The organism is Asanoa iriomotensis, assembly GCF_016862515.1.
Lineage (GTDB): Bacteria > Actinomycetota > Actinomycetes > Mycobacteriales > Micromonosporaceae > Asanoa > Asanoa iriomotensis.
In genome coordinates, this window is record NZ_BONC01000039.1 from 1 (window position 1) to 18,456 (window position 18,456).

Here is an 18,456-nt window from a genome sequence, read left to right on the forward strand (position 1 = left end):
CGGCGCTGGTCATGGCTCATTGGGAGCGGGCTTGGTTGGGCTGTCGAGCCGGGCCGGGCGCCTGCGCCGAACGGGCCGAAGCCGTCGAAGACCGGGTGCGGCTGGGCCGCCGGTGCGGGCCCGCCGAGGGCGACTGTCGGCTGGGCGGACGGCGAGCCGCCGGGTCCGAACGGGCCAAAGTCGTCCGGAGGTCTGTGGGCCGATGCGCCCCCGGCCCAGGCCGGGTCGTGGTCGCTGGTGGCCGCGGCGTCAGGCCCGAACGGACCGTAGCCGTCGGAAATCGGCGGCGGATGGGCGACCGGGCGAGACCCGCCAGTGGTCGGGACCGCCGACGCCGGCATAGCCGGGCCGAACCCGCTCCCGGCCGCCGGAATGCCGCCGCGACCCAACGGGAAGCCGAACTCCCGACCCGGCTCACCGCCGGCCTGCCGCCGCGCTCCGTCCGGGCCTTCGTCGGCCATCACATACGCGTATCCGTCAGCCGCACCCCCGCGCGCACCCGGCACGCCGGCGAAACCGAACCCGTCCGTCACGTGCTCGGGCGGCGCGAAACCGCGCCCGTCCGTCGGATCGTCGTCGTCGGGCAGCGGCGGCACCACCCGCAGCCGCGGCGGGTCCGCGGGGGGTGCGCCCTCGCCGGCGGGCTCCGGTGTCGCGCCGCCGGGGACCGCGCGCAGTCGGGGGGCGCCGTCGACCGCCGGGAAGCCGCGCCCGTCGGTCGCCGCCTCCGTCGGTGCCGTGCCGTAGTCGATCTCCGCTCGCGGCCCGATCACCGGCACCGCTCCCGTCGGCTGACCCCACGACCCACCCGGCGCAGGACCCGCACCGGGACGTGCCGCCAGCACCAGCCGCCGCGCGATCTCCGGGAACCCCGCCCAATGCAGGCTGAGTTGTGACGCGTGCACCCGTCGCCAGACGAAGCCCTCAGGTGTGCCGCCGTTCCACGTCCAGGCCGGTGTCTGGCCCGCGCGGGGGCTGACCACGCCGCGGTGCTGTTTGTAGCCGACCACCCGGGCGCCGATCTCGGCCACCGCCGTGGTGGCCCGGGCCGTCGCGTCGCGGTAGCCCACGATCATCTGGTCGCCCGTGGTCCCGGTCGCGTCGAGGACGCCGCACATCGGTCGGCCGTCGAACGCCTGGGTGAGCCAGAGCAGGCCGGCGCCCTCGGCGATCACCGGGCGGCCCGAGCGGGCCAGGTCGGCGACATCCGCACAGAGGCGGCGGTTGGCGGACAGCTCCTCCGCGTACGCCTCGGGCAGCGCGCCTCCGATGACCAGCGCGTCGGTGCCCTCCGGCAGCAGCTCGTCGCGGAGCGGGTCGACCGCCACTACCGTGGCGCCGGCCGCTTCCAGCAGCTCGCGCGTCTCCGCGTACGCGAACGACAGCTCGAGCCCACCGGCGAGCGCGACCACCGGGCGGCGGCCGACCAGGACGGCGGCCGTGTCGTCGGGGGTGGCCGCCAGCTCGGTCGCCGGTGACCACGGCGTCGTCGGCAGGTTTGGCGCGGAGCGCGCCAGCGCCAGCAGGCCGTCGAGGTCGACGGCACCGGCGATCGACTCGCCGAGGCGGCGGATGCCGCGCAGCGCCTCGACCTCGCGATGAAGGACGGGCACGACGCCCTCGTGGCGGGGCGGCAGGGTCGACGGCAGGTCGCGGCGGCGCAGCGCGCCGTAGACGGGCACGCCGATGTCGTCGAGCGCCTCGCGCAGCAGTTGCTCGTGGCGGTCGGAGGCGACCCGGTTGAGGATCACGCCGCCGAGCCAGGTGAGCTCGTCGTAGGCACGGAAGCCGTGCACCAGCGCCGCCACCGACTGGCCCATGGCGCCGACGTCGACGACCATGATCACGGGCGCGCGCAGGGCGGCGGCGACGCCCGCGGTGGAGTCGGTCTCGACGCGGCCGGCGAGGGAGTCGAACAGGCCCATCGTGCCCTCGACCACGGCGATGTCGTGACCTTCGGCACCGTGCGCGAACAGCGGCGCGATCCGGTGGGCTCCGACGAGTCGCGGGTCGAGGTTGCGGCCGGGGCTGCCGGCGGCGGCACCGAGATAGGCCGCGTCGGTGTGGTCGGGGCCCACCTTGAAACCGACCGCGGTGAGGCCTCGGCCGGCGAACGCGGCGAGCAGGCCGACGGCCAGCGCGGTCTTGCCATGGCCGGACGACGGCGCGCTGACCACCACCCGGGGCACGGCGGACATCGGCGACTCCTTGGCGGAAATTGGTGAGCCGTCCGACGATACCTAATGGGCCCGACAACATCAGGCTGACGACACATCGACGCATGGGGTACGTCCGGCGACCGCCAGCAAACCCGTCATACCCCCGCAGTAGCCTCTTGGCGTGTACCGGTTCCTGCTGACCCCCCGCTGGCTGGGCTTCCTCGCTCTCGCGCTGGTCGCCGCCACGGTGATGGTGCTGCTCGGCAACTGGCAGCACGGGCGCTACGAGCTGCGCAAGGACGTCAACCAACGGATCGACGTGACCGACACCGCCACGCCGGTGCCGCTCGACTCCGTGGTCGCGCCCGGTGGCAGCCCGGGCACGCCCGGTCCGGGGCCGCAGCGCACGACCGAGTGGACCCGGGTGACCGCCACGGGTGTCTACGACCCGGCCAACGTGGTGCTGGTCCGCGGCCGCACGGTCGACAACGAGGTGGGGTTCGAGATCGTCACCCCGCTTCGACTATCCGACGGCTCCGCGGTGCTGGTCGACCTGGGCTGGGTGCCGGCGGTGCCGGGCGGCGGCGCCTACGCGCAGCCCGAGGTCCCGCCGATCCCGACCGGCCAGGTCACGGTGACCGGCGCCGTCAAGCTGTCCGAGAGCCGCGGCACGGGCGTCGACCGCGCCGAGGGCAAGCTGGAGACCCGGCGCATCGCGGTGCCGCGGATCGCCGCCGAGCTGCCCTATCCGCTGCGCGGCGCGTTCGTCCAGCTCGACAGCCAGGTGCCGGCCGTCGACAAGGGCTTCTCGGCCGTGCCGCCCAACCGCGAGAACGACTGGCTCAACCTCGGCTACTCCGTGCAGTGGTGGTTGTTCGCGGTGATGACGCTCTTCGCGTTCGGGTGGGCCGCCCGGCGTGAGGCGCGCGGGCCCCGCGAGGAGGCACCGCCGCAGGAACGGCAACTCGCCGGCACCACCTGATGTCGCGGCGCGCGGTGGCGGGCACCGCGCAGTATGGTGCCTGGGGAGCCGCCGCGACGAAGGGTGCTGCGTGATGGGCACAGAGCCGACGCTGCCGCTGCCGGGTGCCGGCGATCCGGGCCAGTTTCCGCCGCCGACCGATCCCTGGTCGACGCCGGACCTGGGTCCGCTGCCCGACCCGACGTCCGACCCCGGGCCGGTCTACGCACCACCGCCGCAGCCGACCAGCGGGCCGCCGGTGGCTCAGTCGAGCCCGGCCGGGCCCGGCGTCACGGGTCCTTTCCCGCCCGGCGGCGCGCACGGCGACGGCACCGTGGTCGCGCAGATCGGCGAGATCCGGGTGACCTCGCAGCTCGTGCACACGCCGGCCGGCAGCTTCCCGCTCGCCGGCTCCCACTGGCAGGTCAACGACTTCTGGCAGAGCACGCAGAAGACGCCGACGTGGGCCGTACTCGCGGCGATCTTCGGTTTCTGTCTCCTGACGGTGTTCAGCCTGTTGTTCCTGCTCTTCAAGGAGACCGTCTACAGCGGCACGGTGCAGGTCACCGTGACCAACGGGCGGCACCAGTACGTCGCGCGGATCGCGGTCGCCGACCAGAACCAGGTCCAGCACGTGCACCAGCAGGTCAACTACGTGCGGGCGCTCGCCGCGCTGTGAGGCCGGCCACAACCTCGCCCGGTGCGGTGCCGTCGCAAAACGGCTGAATCAGCCTCGAACACGCAGGTGGCCATTATGGTGGGCTCATGATCGACTCGTGGGATCCAGCCGGCGCCGGTGTGCTGCGGCTGCCCTCGGGCCGGCTGGTCCGCGGGCGTGGACTGCTGCGGGCGTACCCGATGGGTCCGCCGCCCACGTTCGGCCTTTATCTGCTCGGCAAGCCAGCCTCACTCACCGCCTGGGAGAGCCGCTGGGTCCGCTGGCCCGATCTCTGGCTGCCCAGCGACCCGGCCGACGCCGGGCGCGCCCTCCAGGAGGCCTGGGAACGCGCCGCCACCGACCGGGTCGAGCTGGCCTGCCGCGGCGGGCGCGGCCGCACCGGCACCGCGATGGCCTGCCTCGCGATCATCGACGGCGTGCCGGCCCGGGAAGCGGTCGCCTACGTCCGCGAGAACTACGACCGCCGCGCGGTCGAGACCCCCTGGCAGAAGCGCTTCGTCGCCCGCTTCGCCGCCCCAGGCGGCCCGGACCTGAACTGATCAAGATCAGGTGGCCAGCGTCGCCTTCAGGGCCATGACGAACGCGTCGGTCGTCGCCCGGTCGCGGACCGCCACCCGGACGTAGTCCGTGCCCAGGCCGGGGAACGTGTCGCCCCGGCGGACCGCGTAGCCGCGGTCGCGCAGCGCCAGCCGGACCTTGTCCGCGTCTGCCATCCGCAGCAGCACGAACGAGCTCGACGGCACAGCGGCAAGCGTCACCCCGGGCAGCTCGGACAGGCGGGCCACCAGGTGAGCGCGGTCCGCGGCCAACGAGTGGGCAATCGCGTGCTCGGCCGCGACCGCCACGGGCCCGGCGCAGGCGACGGCGGCCACCAACGCGGGGGTCGAGACCGGCCACAAGGGCTGGACCGCGGCCAACCGCGCGATCACCGACGGCGCCGCCAGCGCGTAGCCGATGCGCAGACCGGCCAGCGCCCACGTCTTCGTCAGGCTGCGCAGGACGATCAACCCCGGAAGGTCGGTCCGGGAGGCGAGCGACTCGGGCTCCGAAGACCCGGACGGACCCAGGGTGGTGTCGGCGAACGCCTCGTCGACCACCAGGATCCGACCCGGCCGAGCCAGGGCCGCGACGTCCGACGCGGGGTGCAGCACCGAGGTCGGGTTCGTCGGGTTGCCGACGAAGACCAGGTCTGCGGACTCCGGGACCAGGGACGGGTCCAGGACGAACGGGGACGGCAGCACGACCCGGGAGACCCGATGGCCCGCCGCCAGCAGCGCCGCCTCCGGCTCCGTGAACTGTGGATGCACCACGACCGGCCGGGCCGCGGACCGGAACGCCTGTGCGATCAGGACGAACGCCTGCGCCGCGCCCGCGGTCAGCAGCACCGACGACGCCGGCAGGCCGTGCCGGGCCGCGACCGCCGCACGGGCCGGGCCCGCATCGGGATAGGCACCGAGCGCGGACAGCGACGCCGCCAGCGGTGAGGCGAGCCACGGCGGCAGCGGCGCCTGCCGGACGTTGACCGCCAGGTCGACCAGACCCGGCCCTACCTCGACGTCGCCGTGATGGCCCAGCTCGAACACACGGACGACCGTACCCGGCTTCCAGGAACATGAGACGTAGACGTTGTTCACTTTCAAGTACGGACATATCCTCTTATGTCCTAACTTGAGCTAGTGATTAAGCGCGCCCTCTCCACGACCAGCCGGTTCGCTCCGTTGCTGCGGGCCGGGCTCATCGCCGGTGTCGTCGTGGCGGCGGTCGCCTATCCGCTCGTTGCCGTCGGTGGGCTCGGAGCCAAGAAGGGCGCCGAAGCCTTCAACGCCATGCCGACCAAGCTCAACGTCAAACCCCCGGCCCAAACCAGCTATGTGTACGCCGCGGACGGCAAGACCCTGCTGACGATGTTCTACGAGGAGCACCGCAAGTACGTACCCATCTCGCAGATGTCGCCGTATATCCAGCAGGCCATCGTGGCCTCCGAGGACCAGCGGTTCTACGAGCACAACGGCGTCGACCCCAAGGGCATCGCGCGCGCGTTCGTCGCCAACCACCAGAGCGACGGCGTCCAGCAGGGCGCCTCGACCCTGACGATGCAGTACGTCCGGATGGCACAGCGCGACGGCGCCACCACACCCCTCGAGGTGCAGGAGGCCACCGAGCAGACCAGCGCCCGCAAGCTGCGCGAGATGCGGCTGGCGCTCGAGGTGGAGAAGCAGTACACCAAACAGGAGATCCTGGAGCGCTACCTCAACTCGGCCTACTTCGGACACCGGGCGTACGGCATCTACGCCGCCTCCGAGGTGTTCTTCTCCAAATCCCCCGCGGACCTGACGCTGGTCGAGGCCGCCACGCTCGCGGGTCTGGTCAAGGCGCCCACCGAGTACGACCCGGCGACGCAGGACAAGCTCGCGGCGACCGCCCGGCGCAACTACGTGCTCGACAACATGCAGAAGATGGGCTACCTGAGCCCGCAGGACAACGCGGCCACCAAGCAGCTGCCGATCGAGCTGCACCTCAGCACGCCGGCCAACGACTGTGTCTCGGTGCCGCAGAACCTCAACAGCTGGGGTTTCTTCTGCGACTACCTCAAGGCGTGGTGGGCCGAGCAGCCGGCGTTCGGCGAGAACGCCGCGCAACGCGAGGACGACCTGCGCCGCGGCGGCTACAAGATCGTCACGTCGCTCGACCCGAACATCCAGGCCATCGCCGAGAAGAACGTGATGGACAAGGAGAAGGCGAACAGCAAGTTCGCGCACGGCCTGGTGGTGATCCAGCCGGGCACGGGCCTGGTCAAGTCGATGGCGGTCAACCGCGTCTACTCCCTGGACCAGAGCAAGAACGGCACGCACTCGGACCCGGCGAAGGCCGCGAAGATCAAGGGCAACTACCCGAACACGGTGGTGCCGCTGCTCGGTGGCGGTGACATGCCGGGCTACCAGGCGGGTTCGACGTTCAAGATGTTCACGATGCTGGCCGCGCTGGACGCCGGGCTGCCGCTGTCGACCGCGTTCGACTCGCCGATGAAGCTGGTGTCCCAGTACCCGGGCGAGGGGCCGGGCTCGTGCGGCGGCCGCTGGTGCCCGTCGAACGCCTCCGGCGCGATGACCGGCAAGCACGCCATGTGGTCCGGCTTCGGCAAGTCGGTGAACACGTACTTCGTGCAGCTCGAACAGAAGGTCGGCGCCGACAAGGCGGTCAAGATGGCCGAGCGCCTCGGCCTGCGCTGGCGCACCGACGTCGACCAGATGATGGCCAAGCCGCCGCGGTCGAAGACCTGGGGTGCGTTCACCCTCGGCGTCTCCGACGTGACCCCGCTGGAGATGGCGGGCGCGTACGCCACCGTCGCCGCCGACGGCGTCTACTGCGAGCCGCTGCCCGTCACCTCGATCCAGACGCCCGACGGCAAGGAGGTGACCTGGAAGAACCCGAACGGCGACGTGGTGGACGTGTCGAAGCCGCGCTGCCGCCAGGAGGTCACCCAGGACGTCGCCCGCGCCGCCGCGGACGCGGCCGTCTGCCCGACCGGCGGCAAGGCGAAGACCGGCTCCTGCCAGGAGTGGTCGACCGCGCCGAGCGTGACCGGGACGGTGGGTCGCCCGGTCGGCGGCAAGACGGGTACCACCGACAGCACCCGGTCGGCCTGGTTCGTCGGCTTCACGCCGGAACTGTCGGCGGCGAGCTTCATCGCCGACCCGGACAACCCGTTCAACGCGGTGGGTGACGGGCAGTCGCAGAAACCGATCGACTCGGTGGCGCAGACGCTGCGCGACGCGCTCAAGGGACAACCGGTCCGCGACTTCCCCGCACCGTCGCCGGCGATCGTGAGATGAGCCGAAGGGGCCCCGCGAGGGGCCCCTTCCCCGTTGGACGGGATCATGGGGGCATGAGCCTCCTCGCTGAGACCGTTCGCGCGATCCGGCCGCTCGATGCCGCCGCCATGGCGGCCGCGCACGCGCGGCACGCCACCCTGACCAAACCGCCGGGTTCGTTGGGGTCGCTGGAGGATCTGGGTGTACGCCTCGCGGGGCTCGCCGGCGTCAACCCGCCACCGCTGCCGGAGCCGGCCGTGGTGGCCGTGTTCGCGGGCGACCACGGCGTGCTGGACCAACGGGTCAGCCCGTGGCCGCAGGAGGTGACCGGGCAGATGGTCGCCAACTTCCTGGCCGGCGGGGCGGTGGTCAACGCTTTCGCCCGCCAGACCGGCGCGTCGGTCGTGGTCGTCGACGTCGGTGTGGCCGCGCCGCCGGTCACCTCGGCGGAGAACCTGATAGAGGCCAACGTCCGGCGGGGTACGCGCGACCTCAGCGTCGAGCCGGCGCTGACCCGCGAGGAGGCGACCGCCGCCGTCGAGGTGGGCATCCGCGTCGCCGCCGACCTGGTCGACCGGGGCGCCGGCTGCCTGGCCACCGGCGACATGGGCATCGGCAACACCACGCCGGCGGCCGCGCTGATCGCCGCGTTCACCGGCGCCGCGGCGGCCGACGTGACCGGGCGCGGCACCGGGATCGACGACGAGACGCACGGGCGGAAGGTGGGCGTCGTGCAGCGGGCGCTGGCCCTGCACCGGCCGGACCCGGGCGACCCGATCGGCGTGCTGGCGGCGGTGGGCGGGCTGGAGCACGCCGCCATCGCCGGGTTCGTGCTCGGTGGCGCGGCGCGGCGCGTACCCGTGATCCTGGACGGGGTGATCGCCGACTCGGCCGCGCTCGCCGCCGCGGCGCTCGCGCCCGACGCGGTCGGCGCGATGGTCGCCGGGCACCGTTCCGCCGAGCCCGGCGCCTCGGTCGCGCTGCGGCACCTCGGCCTCGAACCTCTGGTCGACCTCGGGCTGCGGCTCGGCGAGGGCACCGGCGCGGTGCTCGCCTGGCCGATCGTGGCCAGCGCGGTCCGCGTGCTGCACGACGTCGCCACCTTCGACTCCGCCGGGGTGGCGGAGAAGTGAGCGAGCGAAGCGAGCGAGCTAGCCAGCTCAGTGACCCGGGTCGTTGCTGTGCCTCGCGCAGCGAGGCGCGGCAATGACGGAGCTCTACCCCTTGGCGCTGGTGCTCGACGGACGGCCGGTGCTGGTCGTCGGCGGTGGCGCGGTGGCCAGCCGGCGCGTGCCGGCCCTGCTGAACGCCGGCGCCGAGGTGACCGTCGTCTCGCCCGAGCTGACACCGACCTTGCACGGGCTGGCCGACGCGGGCCGGATCCGCTGGGAGCGGCGCCGCTTCGAGGAGTCCGACGTCGACGGAAAATGGCTCGTCCAGGTCGCGGTCGACGACGCGGACGCCGCGGCGCGGGTGTCGGCGGCCGCCGAACAACACAGAGTCTTCTGCGTCCGCGCGGACGACCGCACCGCCGCCACCGCGTGGACGCCCGCGGTGACCCGGCGCGGCCCGGTCACCGTCGCGGTGCTCGGCGGCGGCGACCCCCGCCGGGCGGTGGCGACCCGGGACGCGATCGCGGGGTTCCTCTCGGGCTGGACCGGAGCGGCGGCCAGCGCCACCGCCGCCGTCGCGCCCGAGGCGCACGCGGGCGGCCGGGTCGCGCTGGTCGGCGCCGGGCCCGGCGACCCCGAGCTGATCACCGTCAAGGGCCGCCGGTTGCTGGCCGAGGCCGACGTCGTGGTGGCGGACCGGCTCGCGCCCGGGCTGCTCCTGGACGAACTGCGGCCCGACGCCGAGGTGGTCGACGCGGCGAAGAACCCGTACGGGCCGGCGCGTACCCAGGAGGAGATCAACGCGATCCTGGTCGACCGGGCCCGGCAGGGTAAGGCGGTGGTCCGGCTCAAGGGCGGCGACCCGTTCGTCTTCGGCCGCGGCGGCGAAGAGGTGATCGCCTGCGCCGAGGCCGGCGTGCCGGTCACCGTCGTGCCGGGCGTGACCAGCGCGGTCGCGGTCCCCGCCGGCGCCGGCATCCCGGTCACCCACCGCGGCGTCGCGCACGAGTTCACCGTGGTCTCCGGTCACCTCGCGCCGGACGACCCAGAGTCGCTCGTGCACTGGCCGTCCGTCGCCAAGCAAGGTGGAACGGTCGTGATCCTGATGGGGCTGCGCCACCTGCCGGCCATCGCGGCGACCCTGGTCGCCAACGGCCGGCCTGGCACGACGCCGGCCTCGGTGATCCAGGAGGGCACGACGGCGGCGCAGCGGCAGGTCACCGCGACGCTCGAGACGATCGCCGCGGAGGTGGCGGAGGCAGGCTTGCGGGCCCCCGCCATCACCGTGGTCGGCGAGGTGGTCGCCGCGCTGCGGCGTTAGGAACGGTCCGTTCCTATGCGGAAAGCGTTAGTAACGGACCGTTCCTTGCCTTAAGGCTTGACCAAGCCGGAGAGCAGCAGCGCGCACCGGATGAGCCCCAGGTGGCTGTACGCCTGCGGGTGGTTGCCCAGCCCGCGTTCGGCCAGCGGGTCGTACTGCTCCGGCAGCAGGCCCGTCGGGCCGGCCGTCGTGACCATCTGCTCGAACAGCTCCTCGGCGTCGGCCCGCCGCCCGGTGCGCAGGTAGGCCTCCACCAGCCACGACGTGCAGATGTGGAAGCCGCCCTCGCGGCCGGGCAGGCCGTCGTCCCAGCGGTACCGGTAGACCACCGGGCCGCTGCGCAGGTCGGCCTCGACCTTGAGGACGGTCGCCAGGAACCGCGGGTCGTCGTCGGCCAGCAGCCCCGACAGGCCGATCCACAGCGACGACGCGTCCATCTCGTCGTAGCCGTACGCCACCGTGTAGGCGCCCGCCTCCTCGTGCCAGCCGTGCTCCAGCACGTTGTGGCCGATCCGGTCGCGCAGCGCCACCCAGTCCGGCCGGTCCTGCCCGGCGTGCTTGCGCACGACGTGCAGCGCCCGGTCGACGGTCATCCAGCACATGACCTTCGAGTAGACGTGGTGCCGCGGCTGCAGCCGGGCCTCCCACAGGCCGTGGTCGGGCTCGTGCCAGCGGCGCTCGACCGCCTGCACCATCGCCTCGAGGACCCGCCACTCCTCCTCGCGGACCGCGCCGCGGGCGTCCGCGACGGCGGCCAGCAGGTCGGCGACGGGGCCGAAGACGTCGAGCTGGAGCTGGTGGTTGGCGAGGTTGCCGACCCGCACCGGGCGGGACCCGGCGTAGCCCGGCAGCGTGTCGATGACCGCCTCCGCGCCCAGCTCGTAGCCCTCGACCGTGTAGAGCGGGTGCAGCCGCTCCGGGTGGCCGCCGGTGCGCTCGACGCAGCCGTCGACCCACCGCAGCAGCCCCTCGGCCTCGTCCAGCGAGCCCAGGTCGACCAGGGCCCGCGCGGTCATCGCCGCGTCCCGCAGCCAGCAGTAGCGGTAGTCCCAGTTGCGGACCCCGCCCAGCTCCTCGGGCAGCGACGTGGTCGCGGCCGCCAGGATCGCGCCGGTCGGCTCGTGGCACAGGCCCTTGAGCGTCAGCGCGCTGCGGGCCACCAGGTCCCGGCTCTCGGTCGGCAGGCGCAGCCCGCGTACCCACTGCTTCCACGGATCCTCGGCCGCTTCCTGCCGATCCCCGGCGACCACCGGGTGCGCCTCCAGGCTGTGCGTCCCGAAGCGCAGCTCCAGGAGCTGCTCGCCGCCGAGCGCGGTCAGGTCGACGCTGGCGCGTGCCGTGTCGTACCCGCCGTCCTCGGAGATCTTCCAGGCGACGCCGGGGGAGTAGAGCGCGACCGGCTCGTTGGAGCCGAGCACGAGCAACCCGTCGCCGAGCGCCTGGAGCCGCACCTGGACCTGGCCGAACTCGGGCCGCGGCGAGAACTCGAGGTCCACGCGCGCGGTGCCGGTGAGGCGGCGGACCAGGGCGGAGTCGCCCGAGATCACGAAGCCCGCCGCGTGCTCGGTGTCCGGCGCCCGGTCGAGCCAGTCGGTGACGGTCAACCCGGACCAGCGGGTCTCCACGGTCATCGTGCCGGGCCGGTAGCGCTGCCCGAGCGGCAGGCCGCCGCGCTCCGGCGCGACCGCGAAGTGGCCGGCCGGGCTGCCGCCGAGCAGGTCGGCGAAGATCGCCGCCGAGTCCGGCCGCGGGTGGCACAGCCAGGTGACCTTGGCGTCCGGGGTGAGCAGCGCCACCGTCTCGCCGTTGGAGAGCAGCGAATGCCGCTCGATCGGCACCGCCCGCTCGCCGAACAGCCAGTGCCGGCGGGTCTGCAGGAGCAGCGCGAGCAGCCGGGCGGCCTCGATCGGCTCGCCGACCCGGTGAGTGGCCTTGGTCTCGCCCTCGCCGATCTTCACGCCGACGTCCGGGCCCTGCAGGGTCGCGAACGCGTTCTCGTCGGTGATGTCGTCGCCGACGAACAGCACGGCGCTGGCCGACATGGAGGTGCGCAGCTGGTGCACCGCGGTGCCCTTGTGGGTCGGCACGACGGAGACCTCGATCACCTCCTTGCCGTGGGTGATCGTCACCTCCGGCCACTTCGCCGGCCCGTCCGCCACCCGCGCCTTGACCGCCTCGGCGACCGCCCGTTCCGCCGCCCGGTAGTGGACGGCCACGCTGGCCGGCTTGTTCTCCAGGCGTACGCCCGGCTTGCCTGCCACGATCTCGCGCAGCTCCACCTGCAGCCGGGTGCGGACCTCGACCAGCTCGGGCGTCAGCCGCTCGACGAAGCCGATGTCGAACTCGGAGCCGTGGCTGCCGACGAGGTGCACCTCGCTCGGCAGGCGGGACAGCGTGGCCAGGTCGCGCAGGGCGCGCCCGGACACGACCGCCACGGTGGTCTGCGGCAGAGCCGCCAGTGCGCGGATCGCGGCGACGCTTTCCGGCAGGGGTACGGCCTGCGTGGGGTCGGCGACGATCTCCGCCAGCGTGCCGTCGTAGTCGCACGCGATGAGAAGTTGCGGAACCCGCGCGATCCGGCCGATCGCCGCGCGCAGCTCCGGGTCGATCAGGCCGGCGGCCTTCTGATCGACCTCGACCAACTCGGTCACGCGACCTCCACGTCAGGCACGCCCAGCTCGTTGAGGAAGGACCGGGCCCAATGGCCGACGTCGTGCGTCCGCAGGTGCCGCTGCATGAGCCGCATCCGGCGGCGGGCCTCCGGATGCTCGACATGTACCGCGCGCAGCAGCGCCTCCTTGACTCCGTCGGGGTCGTGCGGGTTACACAGGAACGACTGTCGTAGTTCCGTCGCGGCGCCGGCGAACTCGCTCAACACCAGCGCACCGCCGGTGTCGGCGCGCGCCGCCACGTATTCCTTTGCCACCAAATTCATCCCGTCTCGCAGCGGGGTCACCATCATGACGTCGGCCGCGCAGTAGAGCGCGGCCAACTCGTTGCGACTGTACGACTGGTGAAGGTAGTGGACGGCGGGAACACCGACGCGACCGAACTCGCCGTTGATGCGGCCGACCTCACGTTCGACCTTCACCCGCAGCGTCTGGTAGTGCTCGACCCGCTCCCGGCTCGGGGTGGCGACCTGCACCATCACGGCCTCGGGCACCGAGAGCTTGCCGTCGGAGAGCAGCTCGCGGAACGCCTTGAGGCGCAGCTCGATGCCCTTGGTGTAGTCCAGCCGGTCGACACCGAGGATCACGGTGCGGGGGTCGCCCAGCTCGGCCCGGATCTGCTTGGCGCGGTTCTGCACGGCCGGGTCCGCGGCCATCCGCTCCATCTCGGCGACGTCGATCGAGATCGGGAACGCGCCGGCCTTGACCGGGCGGCCGTCGACGTCGATGACCTGGCCCTCGTAGCGCAGGCCGAGCAGGTGCCGGGCCAGGCGCACGAAGTTCTGTGCCGCCAGGCGCTGCTGGAAGCCGACCAGGTCGGCGCCGAGCAGGCCGCGCAGGATCTCGGCCCGGAACGGCATCTGCATGAACAGCTCGATCGGCGGGAACGGGATGTGCAGGAAGAAACCGATCTTGAGGTCGGGCCGGCGCTCGCGCAGCATCGCCGGCACGAGCTGGAGCTGGTAGTCCTGGATCCAGACCGTCGCGCCCTCGGCGGCGACGTCCGCCGCGGCCTCCGCGAAACGGGCGTTGACCTGGCGGTACGACTCCCGCCAGCGACGCTTGAACACGGGCGTCTCGACGGCGTCGTGGTAGAGCGGCCAGATCGTGGCGTTGGACATGCCCTCGTAGTAGCGCTCGAGGTCGAGCGAGGTCAGCGGCACCGGGTGGATGTGGATGCCCTCGAGGTCGAACGGCTCGGGAGCCTCCTCGCTGGTGCCGCCGGCCCAGCCGACCCAGGTGCCCTTGTGTTCCGCCAGCACCGGGTGCAACGCGGTCACCAGCCCACCCGGGCTGCGCCGCCACTGCCGGCCCTCGTCGGTGGTGACCTCGTCCACCGGTAGTCGGTTCGCCACAACGACAAAAGAGCTACGAACCGTCACGCTCCGCACACCTCCGGTGATCACGGGTCCGCCGTCGAGCCTACCTGCGTGGCGTTGCGGCGCTTACGGGCCCGGCTGGCCCCCGATGGACGGGATACCCGCTACCCCGGAAGTAATGATCCTTCCGTTCGGTTGCTGTTGGATGACAGGCTCATAGGCGTGTCGACACCAGGGCCGAAACCACCCAGACGCGGTTGGGGACCGTTCCTGGTCGCATTGGTGCTGCTGGCGGTGATCGGCGCGGCGGCGGGCTGGATCTACGGGACGCGGGTCGCGGACGACCGCGCCGCGGAGAAACAGAGCCAGGAGTCGCCCCCAGAGACCGAGAGTCCGCTGCCGCCATCCGGGGAGGACTGCCCGTCGGCGACTCAGGAGGCGGCGCAGGGCGCGGGCTCGTCCGGGAACCTGACGGAGGTCCTCTACATCCGCACCGACGACGACCGGCAGGTCTGGATCTGCCGAGACCAGGCCGGGACGCTGTTCTACCAGGGCTATATCGGCCCGGCGGACGGCGCTTTCATCCAGGGCGAGAACGCCCTGTTCCTGACGACCGTCGAGGAAACCGGCGGCGGCTACCTGGCCACGAACCAGACGGACGAGGGCACGACCACCTACAGCGTCACCCCGTACCGCCTGACCCAGTCGACAAACGGCAAAGAGTCCACCTTCGCCGTGGCGGAGCGCCGCCCGGGCTAGAGGTCGATGATCGGCCACTCCTTGGCCAGGATCTGAGTCAGAATCTCTCGTCGGTCCGTGACGATCGGCAAGCGATGGGTGGCCGCCTCCAGCGCGGCCTGCGTGGCGTCGAAGGTGCCAAGTCGTCGGGACCAACCCCCGACCATTACCGCGTCGTCGCCCAACACAGGCGTGATGTGGACAGCGGGCTGAGCGTGCAGCAAGTCGAGCATCAAGGCTTGCTCTGGCGTCGCGCGACGGTGTGCGTCAGCAAAACACAACACGGGAACGATGACCCGCTGGTCGTTTTTCGAGGCGCCAGCGAGCATGCGGCCGATTCGGATGATGCCGTCGACGTAACCGTCGACCGCCGCGGTGTCGAACACCGCGAAGTAGCCCGTCATCGCGGCGGCCTTCGGCCAGCCGCCAGCACCTCCTCCGCGTGCCGCCGTAGGCTCGCCGTCATCGTCCGCTTGGCGTCCTGGATCTCCGAGAACGCGTCGTCCATCTCTTCATCGGTGATCGAGTAGCCGCTCTCCGCCAGCAGAGCCATGGTGCGCTCGTGCGTGATTTGGCGTCGAACGAGTTCCGAAACGAAGTAGGAGACGTTTCGTTCGGATCCAAGTCGCTCCGCGACATCGTCGGGAACGCTGACGGTGACCTTCTTCGTCATACCAAGATTCTAAAGCCGTCATACTTGTGGTGGCTACCCTTGCGGTGTTGCCAGATTGCGCTGGGGTGATGTGGGCGATCCCGGGGCTACCTGTCAGGATTGACGACGGCGTTCTGCCGGTATCGACCATTACTCGGAGGTAGGCCGCACCGTGGCCCAGTACATCTACGTCCTGGAAAAGGCGCGCAAGGCGCACGGCGACAAGGTCGTGCTCGACAACGTGACGCTCAGTTTCCTGCCGGGCGCCAAGATCGGGGTCGTCGGTCCCAACGGCGCCGGTAAGTCGAGTCTGCTCAAGATCATGGCTGGGCTCGATCAGGCCAGCAACGGTGAGGCGCGGCTCATGCCGGGCTACACCGTGGGCATGCTCGCTCAGGAGCCGCCGCTGAACGACGCGAAGACCGTGCTCGGCAACATCGAAGAGGCGGTCGCCGAGACCAAGAACAAGCTCGAGCGGTTCAACAAGATCGCCGAGCAGATGGCGACCGACTACTCCGACGAGCTGATGGAGGAGATGGGCAAGCTCCAGGAGGAGCTCGACCACGCCGACGCGTGGGACATCGACTCCGCGCTCGAGCTGGCCATGGACGCCCTGCGCTGCCCGCCGCCGGACGCCGACGTGACCACCCTCTCCGGTGGTGAGCGTCGCCGCGTGGCGCTGTGCAAGCTGCTGCTCGAGGCGCCCGACCTGCTGCTGCTCGACGAGCCCACCAACCACCTCGACGCGGAGAGCGTCCAGTGGCTGGAGCAGCACCTGGCCAAGTACGCCGGCACCGTCCTGGCGATCACCCACGACCGGTACTTCCTCGACAACGTCGCCGGCTGGATCCTCGAGCTCGACCGCGGTCGCGCGATCGGCTACGAGGGCAACTACTCGACGTACCTCGAGAAGAAGGCGGCCCGGCTCGCGGTCGAAGGGCGCAAGGACGCCAAGATGAAGAAGCGCCTCTCCGAGGAGCTCGAGTGGGTGCGGTCCAACGCCAAGGCGCGGCAGACCAAGTCGCGCGCCCGGCTCGACCGCTACGAGGAGATGGCGACCGAGGCCGAGAAGACCCGCAAGCTCGACTTCGAGGAGATCCAGATCCCGCCGGGCCCGCGCCTGGGCAACACGGTGATCGAGGCCAAGGACCTGACCAAGGGCTTCGGCGACCGTACGCTCATCGAGCACCTGTCGTTCTCGCTGCCCCGCAACGGCATCGTCGGCATCATCGGCCCGAACGGCGTCGGCAAGACCACGCTGTTCAAGACCATCGTGGGCCTGGAGCAGCCGACCGACGGCGCGGTGAAGGTCGGCGAGACCGTGTCGCTGTCCTACGTGGACCAGAACCGCGAGGGCCTCAACGGCGACCAGACCGTCTGGGAGGTCGTCTCCGACGGCCTCGACCACCTGATGGTCGGCAAGGTCGAGATGCCGTCGCGCGCGTACGTCGCCGCCTTCGGTTTCAAGGGTCCCGACCAGCAGAAGCCGACCAAGGTGCTTTCCGGTGGCGAGCGCAACCGGCTCAACCTCGCGCTGACGCTGAAGATCGGCGGCAACGTGATCCTGCTCGACGAGCCGACCAACGACCTCGACGTCGAGACCCTCTCGTCGCTGGAGAACGCGCTGCTGGAGTTCCCCGGCTGTGCCGTGGTCATCTCCCACGACCGGATGTTCCTCGACCGTGTGGCGACGCACATCCTCGCCTGGGAGGGCGACGAGGAGAACCCGGCCAAGTGGTTCTGGTTCGAGGGCAACTTCGAGGCGTACGAGAAGAACAAGGTGGACCGGCTCGGCGTCGAGGCCGCCCGCCCGCACCGGGTGACGTACCGCAAGCTGACCCGCGACTGACGTCGTGGCCAGATTCGTCTACGAGGCCGCCCTGCGGTGGTCCGACATGGACGTCTACGGGCATGTCAACAACGCGCGCTTCCTCACGCTGTACGAGGAGGCGCGCGTTGCGCTCATGTTCACCGCGGCGCGCAAGCACGGGCTGACCACGCTCGAAGAGGGCGTGGTCATCTCCCGGCACGAGATCGACTACCTGCGGCCGGTCGACTACGGCGACGCGGTGCGGATCGAGATGTGGGTCGAGGAGATCCGGCCGTCCCGGTTCGTGATCGCGTACGAGCTGTTCGACGACGGCCTGGTGGCGAGCCGGGCGCGCTCGGTGTGCGTGCCGTTCGACCTGGCCGCCCAGCGCCCGCGCCGGATGACGGCGGGCGAGCGCGAGTTCCTGGAACCGTACGCGCCGTGACACACGGCCTGGCCTCCCGCAGCGACGTCGGCGCGTTCCTGAGCCGCCTGGTGCGCCTCGACGCGGCGTCGGTGGTCCGGCTGCGCCCCGGTGACGGCCACACCCAGCTCTGGGCCCCGCTGCCGTGGGGCGTCCTCGTGGGGCGCTCGGTGGCCGGCGGCGCCGGTGTCGACGCGACGGTGTCGGCCGCCGCGCTGTTCGAGGAGGTCGCCCGGGGCGGCGCCAACCTGCCGCCGCGGCGCGACGCCGACTGGCGCTGGCCGCTGCCGCCGCCGGCCGGCGGGCGCGTCGTGGAGGCGATTCCGGCGGCCGAGATCCGGCGCGTGGCGGCCGCCGCGGCGGGTACGTTGCGCACCGCGACGCGCGAAGGGGTCGGCGGCCGCGCGGTCGGCCAGCGGGCTCTGCGCGACGCGCTCCTCGACCACGTGCCCATCGTGGTCAGTGCCGAACAGGCGACGGTGGATGTGTCGCAACGGTTGATCCAGGCCGTCGTACGAATGGGCTTTTTGGGCTCCCCCGACGCCGATCCGGCCCCTGCCATCGATGTCAGGGTCTCCGGGAGATGGACGGGGCTCGCTGCACCGTACGGGGTCGCCTGGCTACCGCCCGTTCAGCAATTCTCCCTAAAACCGACATCGCCTCGTACTTTCGGATGATCTGAGGCTGTCCATTCGGGTCCGGCGTGCCGTTGGGGGGATGCCCTCGGCGGACCTTCCGGGTACCGTCACCCCGGGTCCAACGCAACGTACGCGGACGGATTCGCTGGGGAGTGAGGTGCG

Annotated in this window: 16 protein-coding genes; 10 read left to right on the forward strand and 6 right to left on the reverse strand. The window is 71.8% G+C overall.

All coding sequences use genetic code 11. From position 1 onward, the window contains the following. A partial coding sequence (locus Air01nite_RS41790; protein ID WP_203705675.1) for a cobyrinic acid a,c-diamide synthase CobB occupies positions 1-2,198 on the reverse strand: 2,198 nt, incomplete at its 3' end. Between the two features lie 142 nt (positions 2,199-2,340). Here Air01nite_RS41790 and Air01nite_RS25030 point away from each other — a divergent pair. From Air01nite_RS25030 to Air01nite_RS25040, 3 genes are all read left to right on the forward strand, one after another. Continuing rightward, the gene (locus Air01nite_RS25030; RefSeq protein WP_203705677.1) at positions 2,341-3,141 is read left to right on the forward strand and encodes an SURF1 family cytochrome oxidase biogenesis protein; all 801 of its coding nucleotides are present in this window, start codon (positions 2,341-2,343) and stop codon (positions 3,139-3,141) included. A 73-nt stretch (positions 3,142-3,214) separates the two neighbouring features. Then, a complete protein-coding gene (locus Air01nite_RS41285) occupies positions 3,215-3,799 on the forward strand; it encodes a hypothetical protein (protein ID WP_239090959.1) in 585 nt (194 codons plus the stop codon). Positions 3,800-3,885: 86 nt separating this feature from the next. Next, the gene (locus Air01nite_RS25040; RefSeq protein WP_203705679.1) at positions 3,886-4,338 is read left to right on the forward strand and encodes a protein-tyrosine phosphatase family protein; all 453 of its coding nucleotides are present in this window, start codon (positions 3,886-3,888) and stop codon (positions 4,336-4,338) included. A gap of 6 nt (positions 4,339-4,344) precedes the next feature. Here the strand turns inward: Air01nite_RS25040 and cobC are convergent, their stop codons facing one another. After that, positions 4,345-5,382, reverse strand: coding sequence for an Rv2231c family histidinol phosphate aminotransferase CobC (gene cobC / locus Air01nite_RS25045; protein ID WP_239090960.1), 1,038 nt, complete (start codon positions 5,380-5,382; stop codon positions 4,345-4,347). Between the two features lie 93 nt (positions 5,383-5,475). On the opposite strand from cobC, the gene Air01nite_RS25050 reads away from it, so the two are divergent. From Air01nite_RS25050 to cobA, 3 genes are all read left to right on the forward strand, one after another. Continuing rightward, the gene (locus Air01nite_RS25050; RefSeq protein ID WP_203705684.1) at positions 5,476-7,632 is read left to right on the forward strand and encodes a transglycosylase domain-containing protein; all 2,157 of its coding nucleotides are present in this window, start codon (positions 5,476-5,478) and stop codon (positions 7,630-7,632) included. A 53-nt stretch (positions 7,633-7,685) separates the two neighbouring features. Beyond that, a complete protein-coding gene (gene cobT, locus Air01nite_RS25055; protein ID WP_203705685.1) occupies positions 7,686-8,744 on the forward strand; it encodes a nicotinate-nucleotide--dimethylbenzimidazole phosphoribosyltransferase in 1,059 nt (352 codons plus the stop codon). A 73-nt stretch (positions 8,745-8,817) separates the two neighbouring features. Then, the gene (gene cobA / locus Air01nite_RS25060) at positions 8,818-10,044 is read left to right on the forward strand and encodes a uroporphyrinogen-III C-methyltransferase (RefSeq protein WP_203705686.1); all 1,227 of its coding nucleotides are present in this window, start codon (positions 8,818-8,820) and stop codon (positions 10,042-10,044) included. 50 nt (positions 10,045-10,094) lie between these two features. Here the strand turns inward: cobA and otsB are convergent, their stop codons facing one another. Continuing rightward, entirely contained in the window at positions 10,095-12,695 is a 2,601-nt protein-coding gene (gene otsB / locus Air01nite_RS25065) for a trehalose-phosphatase (protein ID WP_203705688.1), read from the reverse strand. Then, a complete protein-coding gene (locus tag Air01nite_RS25070; RefSeq protein ID WP_203705689.1) occupies positions 12,692-14,095 on the reverse strand; it encodes an alpha,alpha-trehalose-phosphate synthase (UDP-forming) in 1,404 nt (467 codons plus the stop codon). The genes otsB and Air01nite_RS25070 overlap by 4 nt, the downstream gene beginning before the upstream one ends. 159 nt (positions 14,096-14,254) lie before the next feature. Between Air01nite_RS25070 and Air01nite_RS25075 the strand changes: the two genes are divergently transcribed. Continuing rightward, a complete protein-coding gene (locus Air01nite_RS25075) occupies positions 14,255-14,791 on the forward strand; it encodes a hypothetical protein (RefSeq protein WP_203705691.1) in 537 nt (178 codons plus the stop codon). Here the strand turns inward: Air01nite_RS25075 and Air01nite_RS25080 are convergent. Both Air01nite_RS25080 and Air01nite_RS25085 read right to left on the reverse strand, forming a co-directional pair. Beyond that, positions 14,788-15,174 (reverse strand): hypothetical protein, encoded by a 387-nt coding sequence (locus Air01nite_RS25080; RefSeq protein ID WP_203705693.1) that lies wholly within the window; start codon positions 15,172-15,174, stop codon positions 14,788-14,790. The genes Air01nite_RS25075 and Air01nite_RS25080 overlap by 4 nt on opposite strands. Further along, on the reverse strand, positions 15,171-15,443 hold the full coding sequence (locus tag Air01nite_RS25085) for a hypothetical protein (protein ID WP_203705694.1): 273 nt from the start codon (positions 15,441-15,443) through the stop codon (positions 15,171-15,173). Before Air01nite_RS25085 ends, Air01nite_RS25080 begins: the two co-directional genes overlap by 4 nt. A gap of 151 nt (positions 15,444-15,594) precedes the next feature. On the opposite strand from Air01nite_RS25085, the gene ettA reads away from it, so the two are divergent. From ettA to Air01nite_RS25100, 3 genes are read left to right on the forward strand one after another with little or no spacing between them, the layout of a single operon-like run. Beyond that, positions 15,595-17,271, forward strand: coding sequence for an energy-dependent translational throttle protein EttA (gene ettA / locus Air01nite_RS25090; RefSeq protein ID WP_203705695.1), 1,677 nt, complete (start codon positions 15,595-15,597; stop codon positions 17,269-17,271). A gap of 4 nt (positions 17,272-17,275) precedes the next feature. After that, the gene (locus tag Air01nite_RS25095) at positions 17,276-17,677 is read left to right on the forward strand and encodes an acyl-CoA thioesterase (protein WP_344388012.1); all 402 of its coding nucleotides are present in this window, start codon (positions 17,276-17,278) and stop codon (positions 17,675-17,677) included. Further along, a complete protein-coding gene (locus Air01nite_RS25100) occupies positions 17,593-18,333 on the forward strand; it encodes a DUF8185 domain-containing protein (RefSeq protein ID WP_373310464.1) in 741 nt (246 codons plus the stop codon). Before Air01nite_RS25095 ends, Air01nite_RS25100 begins: the two co-directional genes overlap by 85 nt. Positions 18,334-18,456: the final 123 nt, after the last annotated feature.

Coding starts and splice junctions, on each gene's coding strand:
- Air01nite_RS25085 (WP_203705694.1), bottom strand. CDS start 15,443: ATGACGAAGAAGGTCACCGTCAGCGTTCCCGACGATGTCGCGGAGCGA.
- cobT (WP_203705685.1), top strand. CDS start 7,686: ATGAGCCTCCTCGCTGAGACCGTTCGCGCGATCCGGCCGCTCGATGCC.
- Air01nite_RS41285 (WP_239090959.1), top strand. CDS start 3,215: ATGGGCACAGAGCCGACGCTGCCGCTGCCGGGTGCCGGCGATCCGGGC.
- Air01nite_RS25040 (WP_203705679.1), top strand. CDS start 3,886: ATGATCGACTCGTGGGATCCAGCCGGCGCCGGTGTGCTGCGGCTGCCC.
- Air01nite_RS25080 (WP_203705693.1), bottom strand. CDS start 15,174: ATGACGGGCTACTTCGCGGTGTTCGACACCGCGGCGGTCGACGGTTAC.
- cobA (WP_203705686.1), top strand. CDS start 8,818: ATGACGGAGCTCTACCCCTTGGCGCTGGTGCTCGACGGACGGCCGGTG.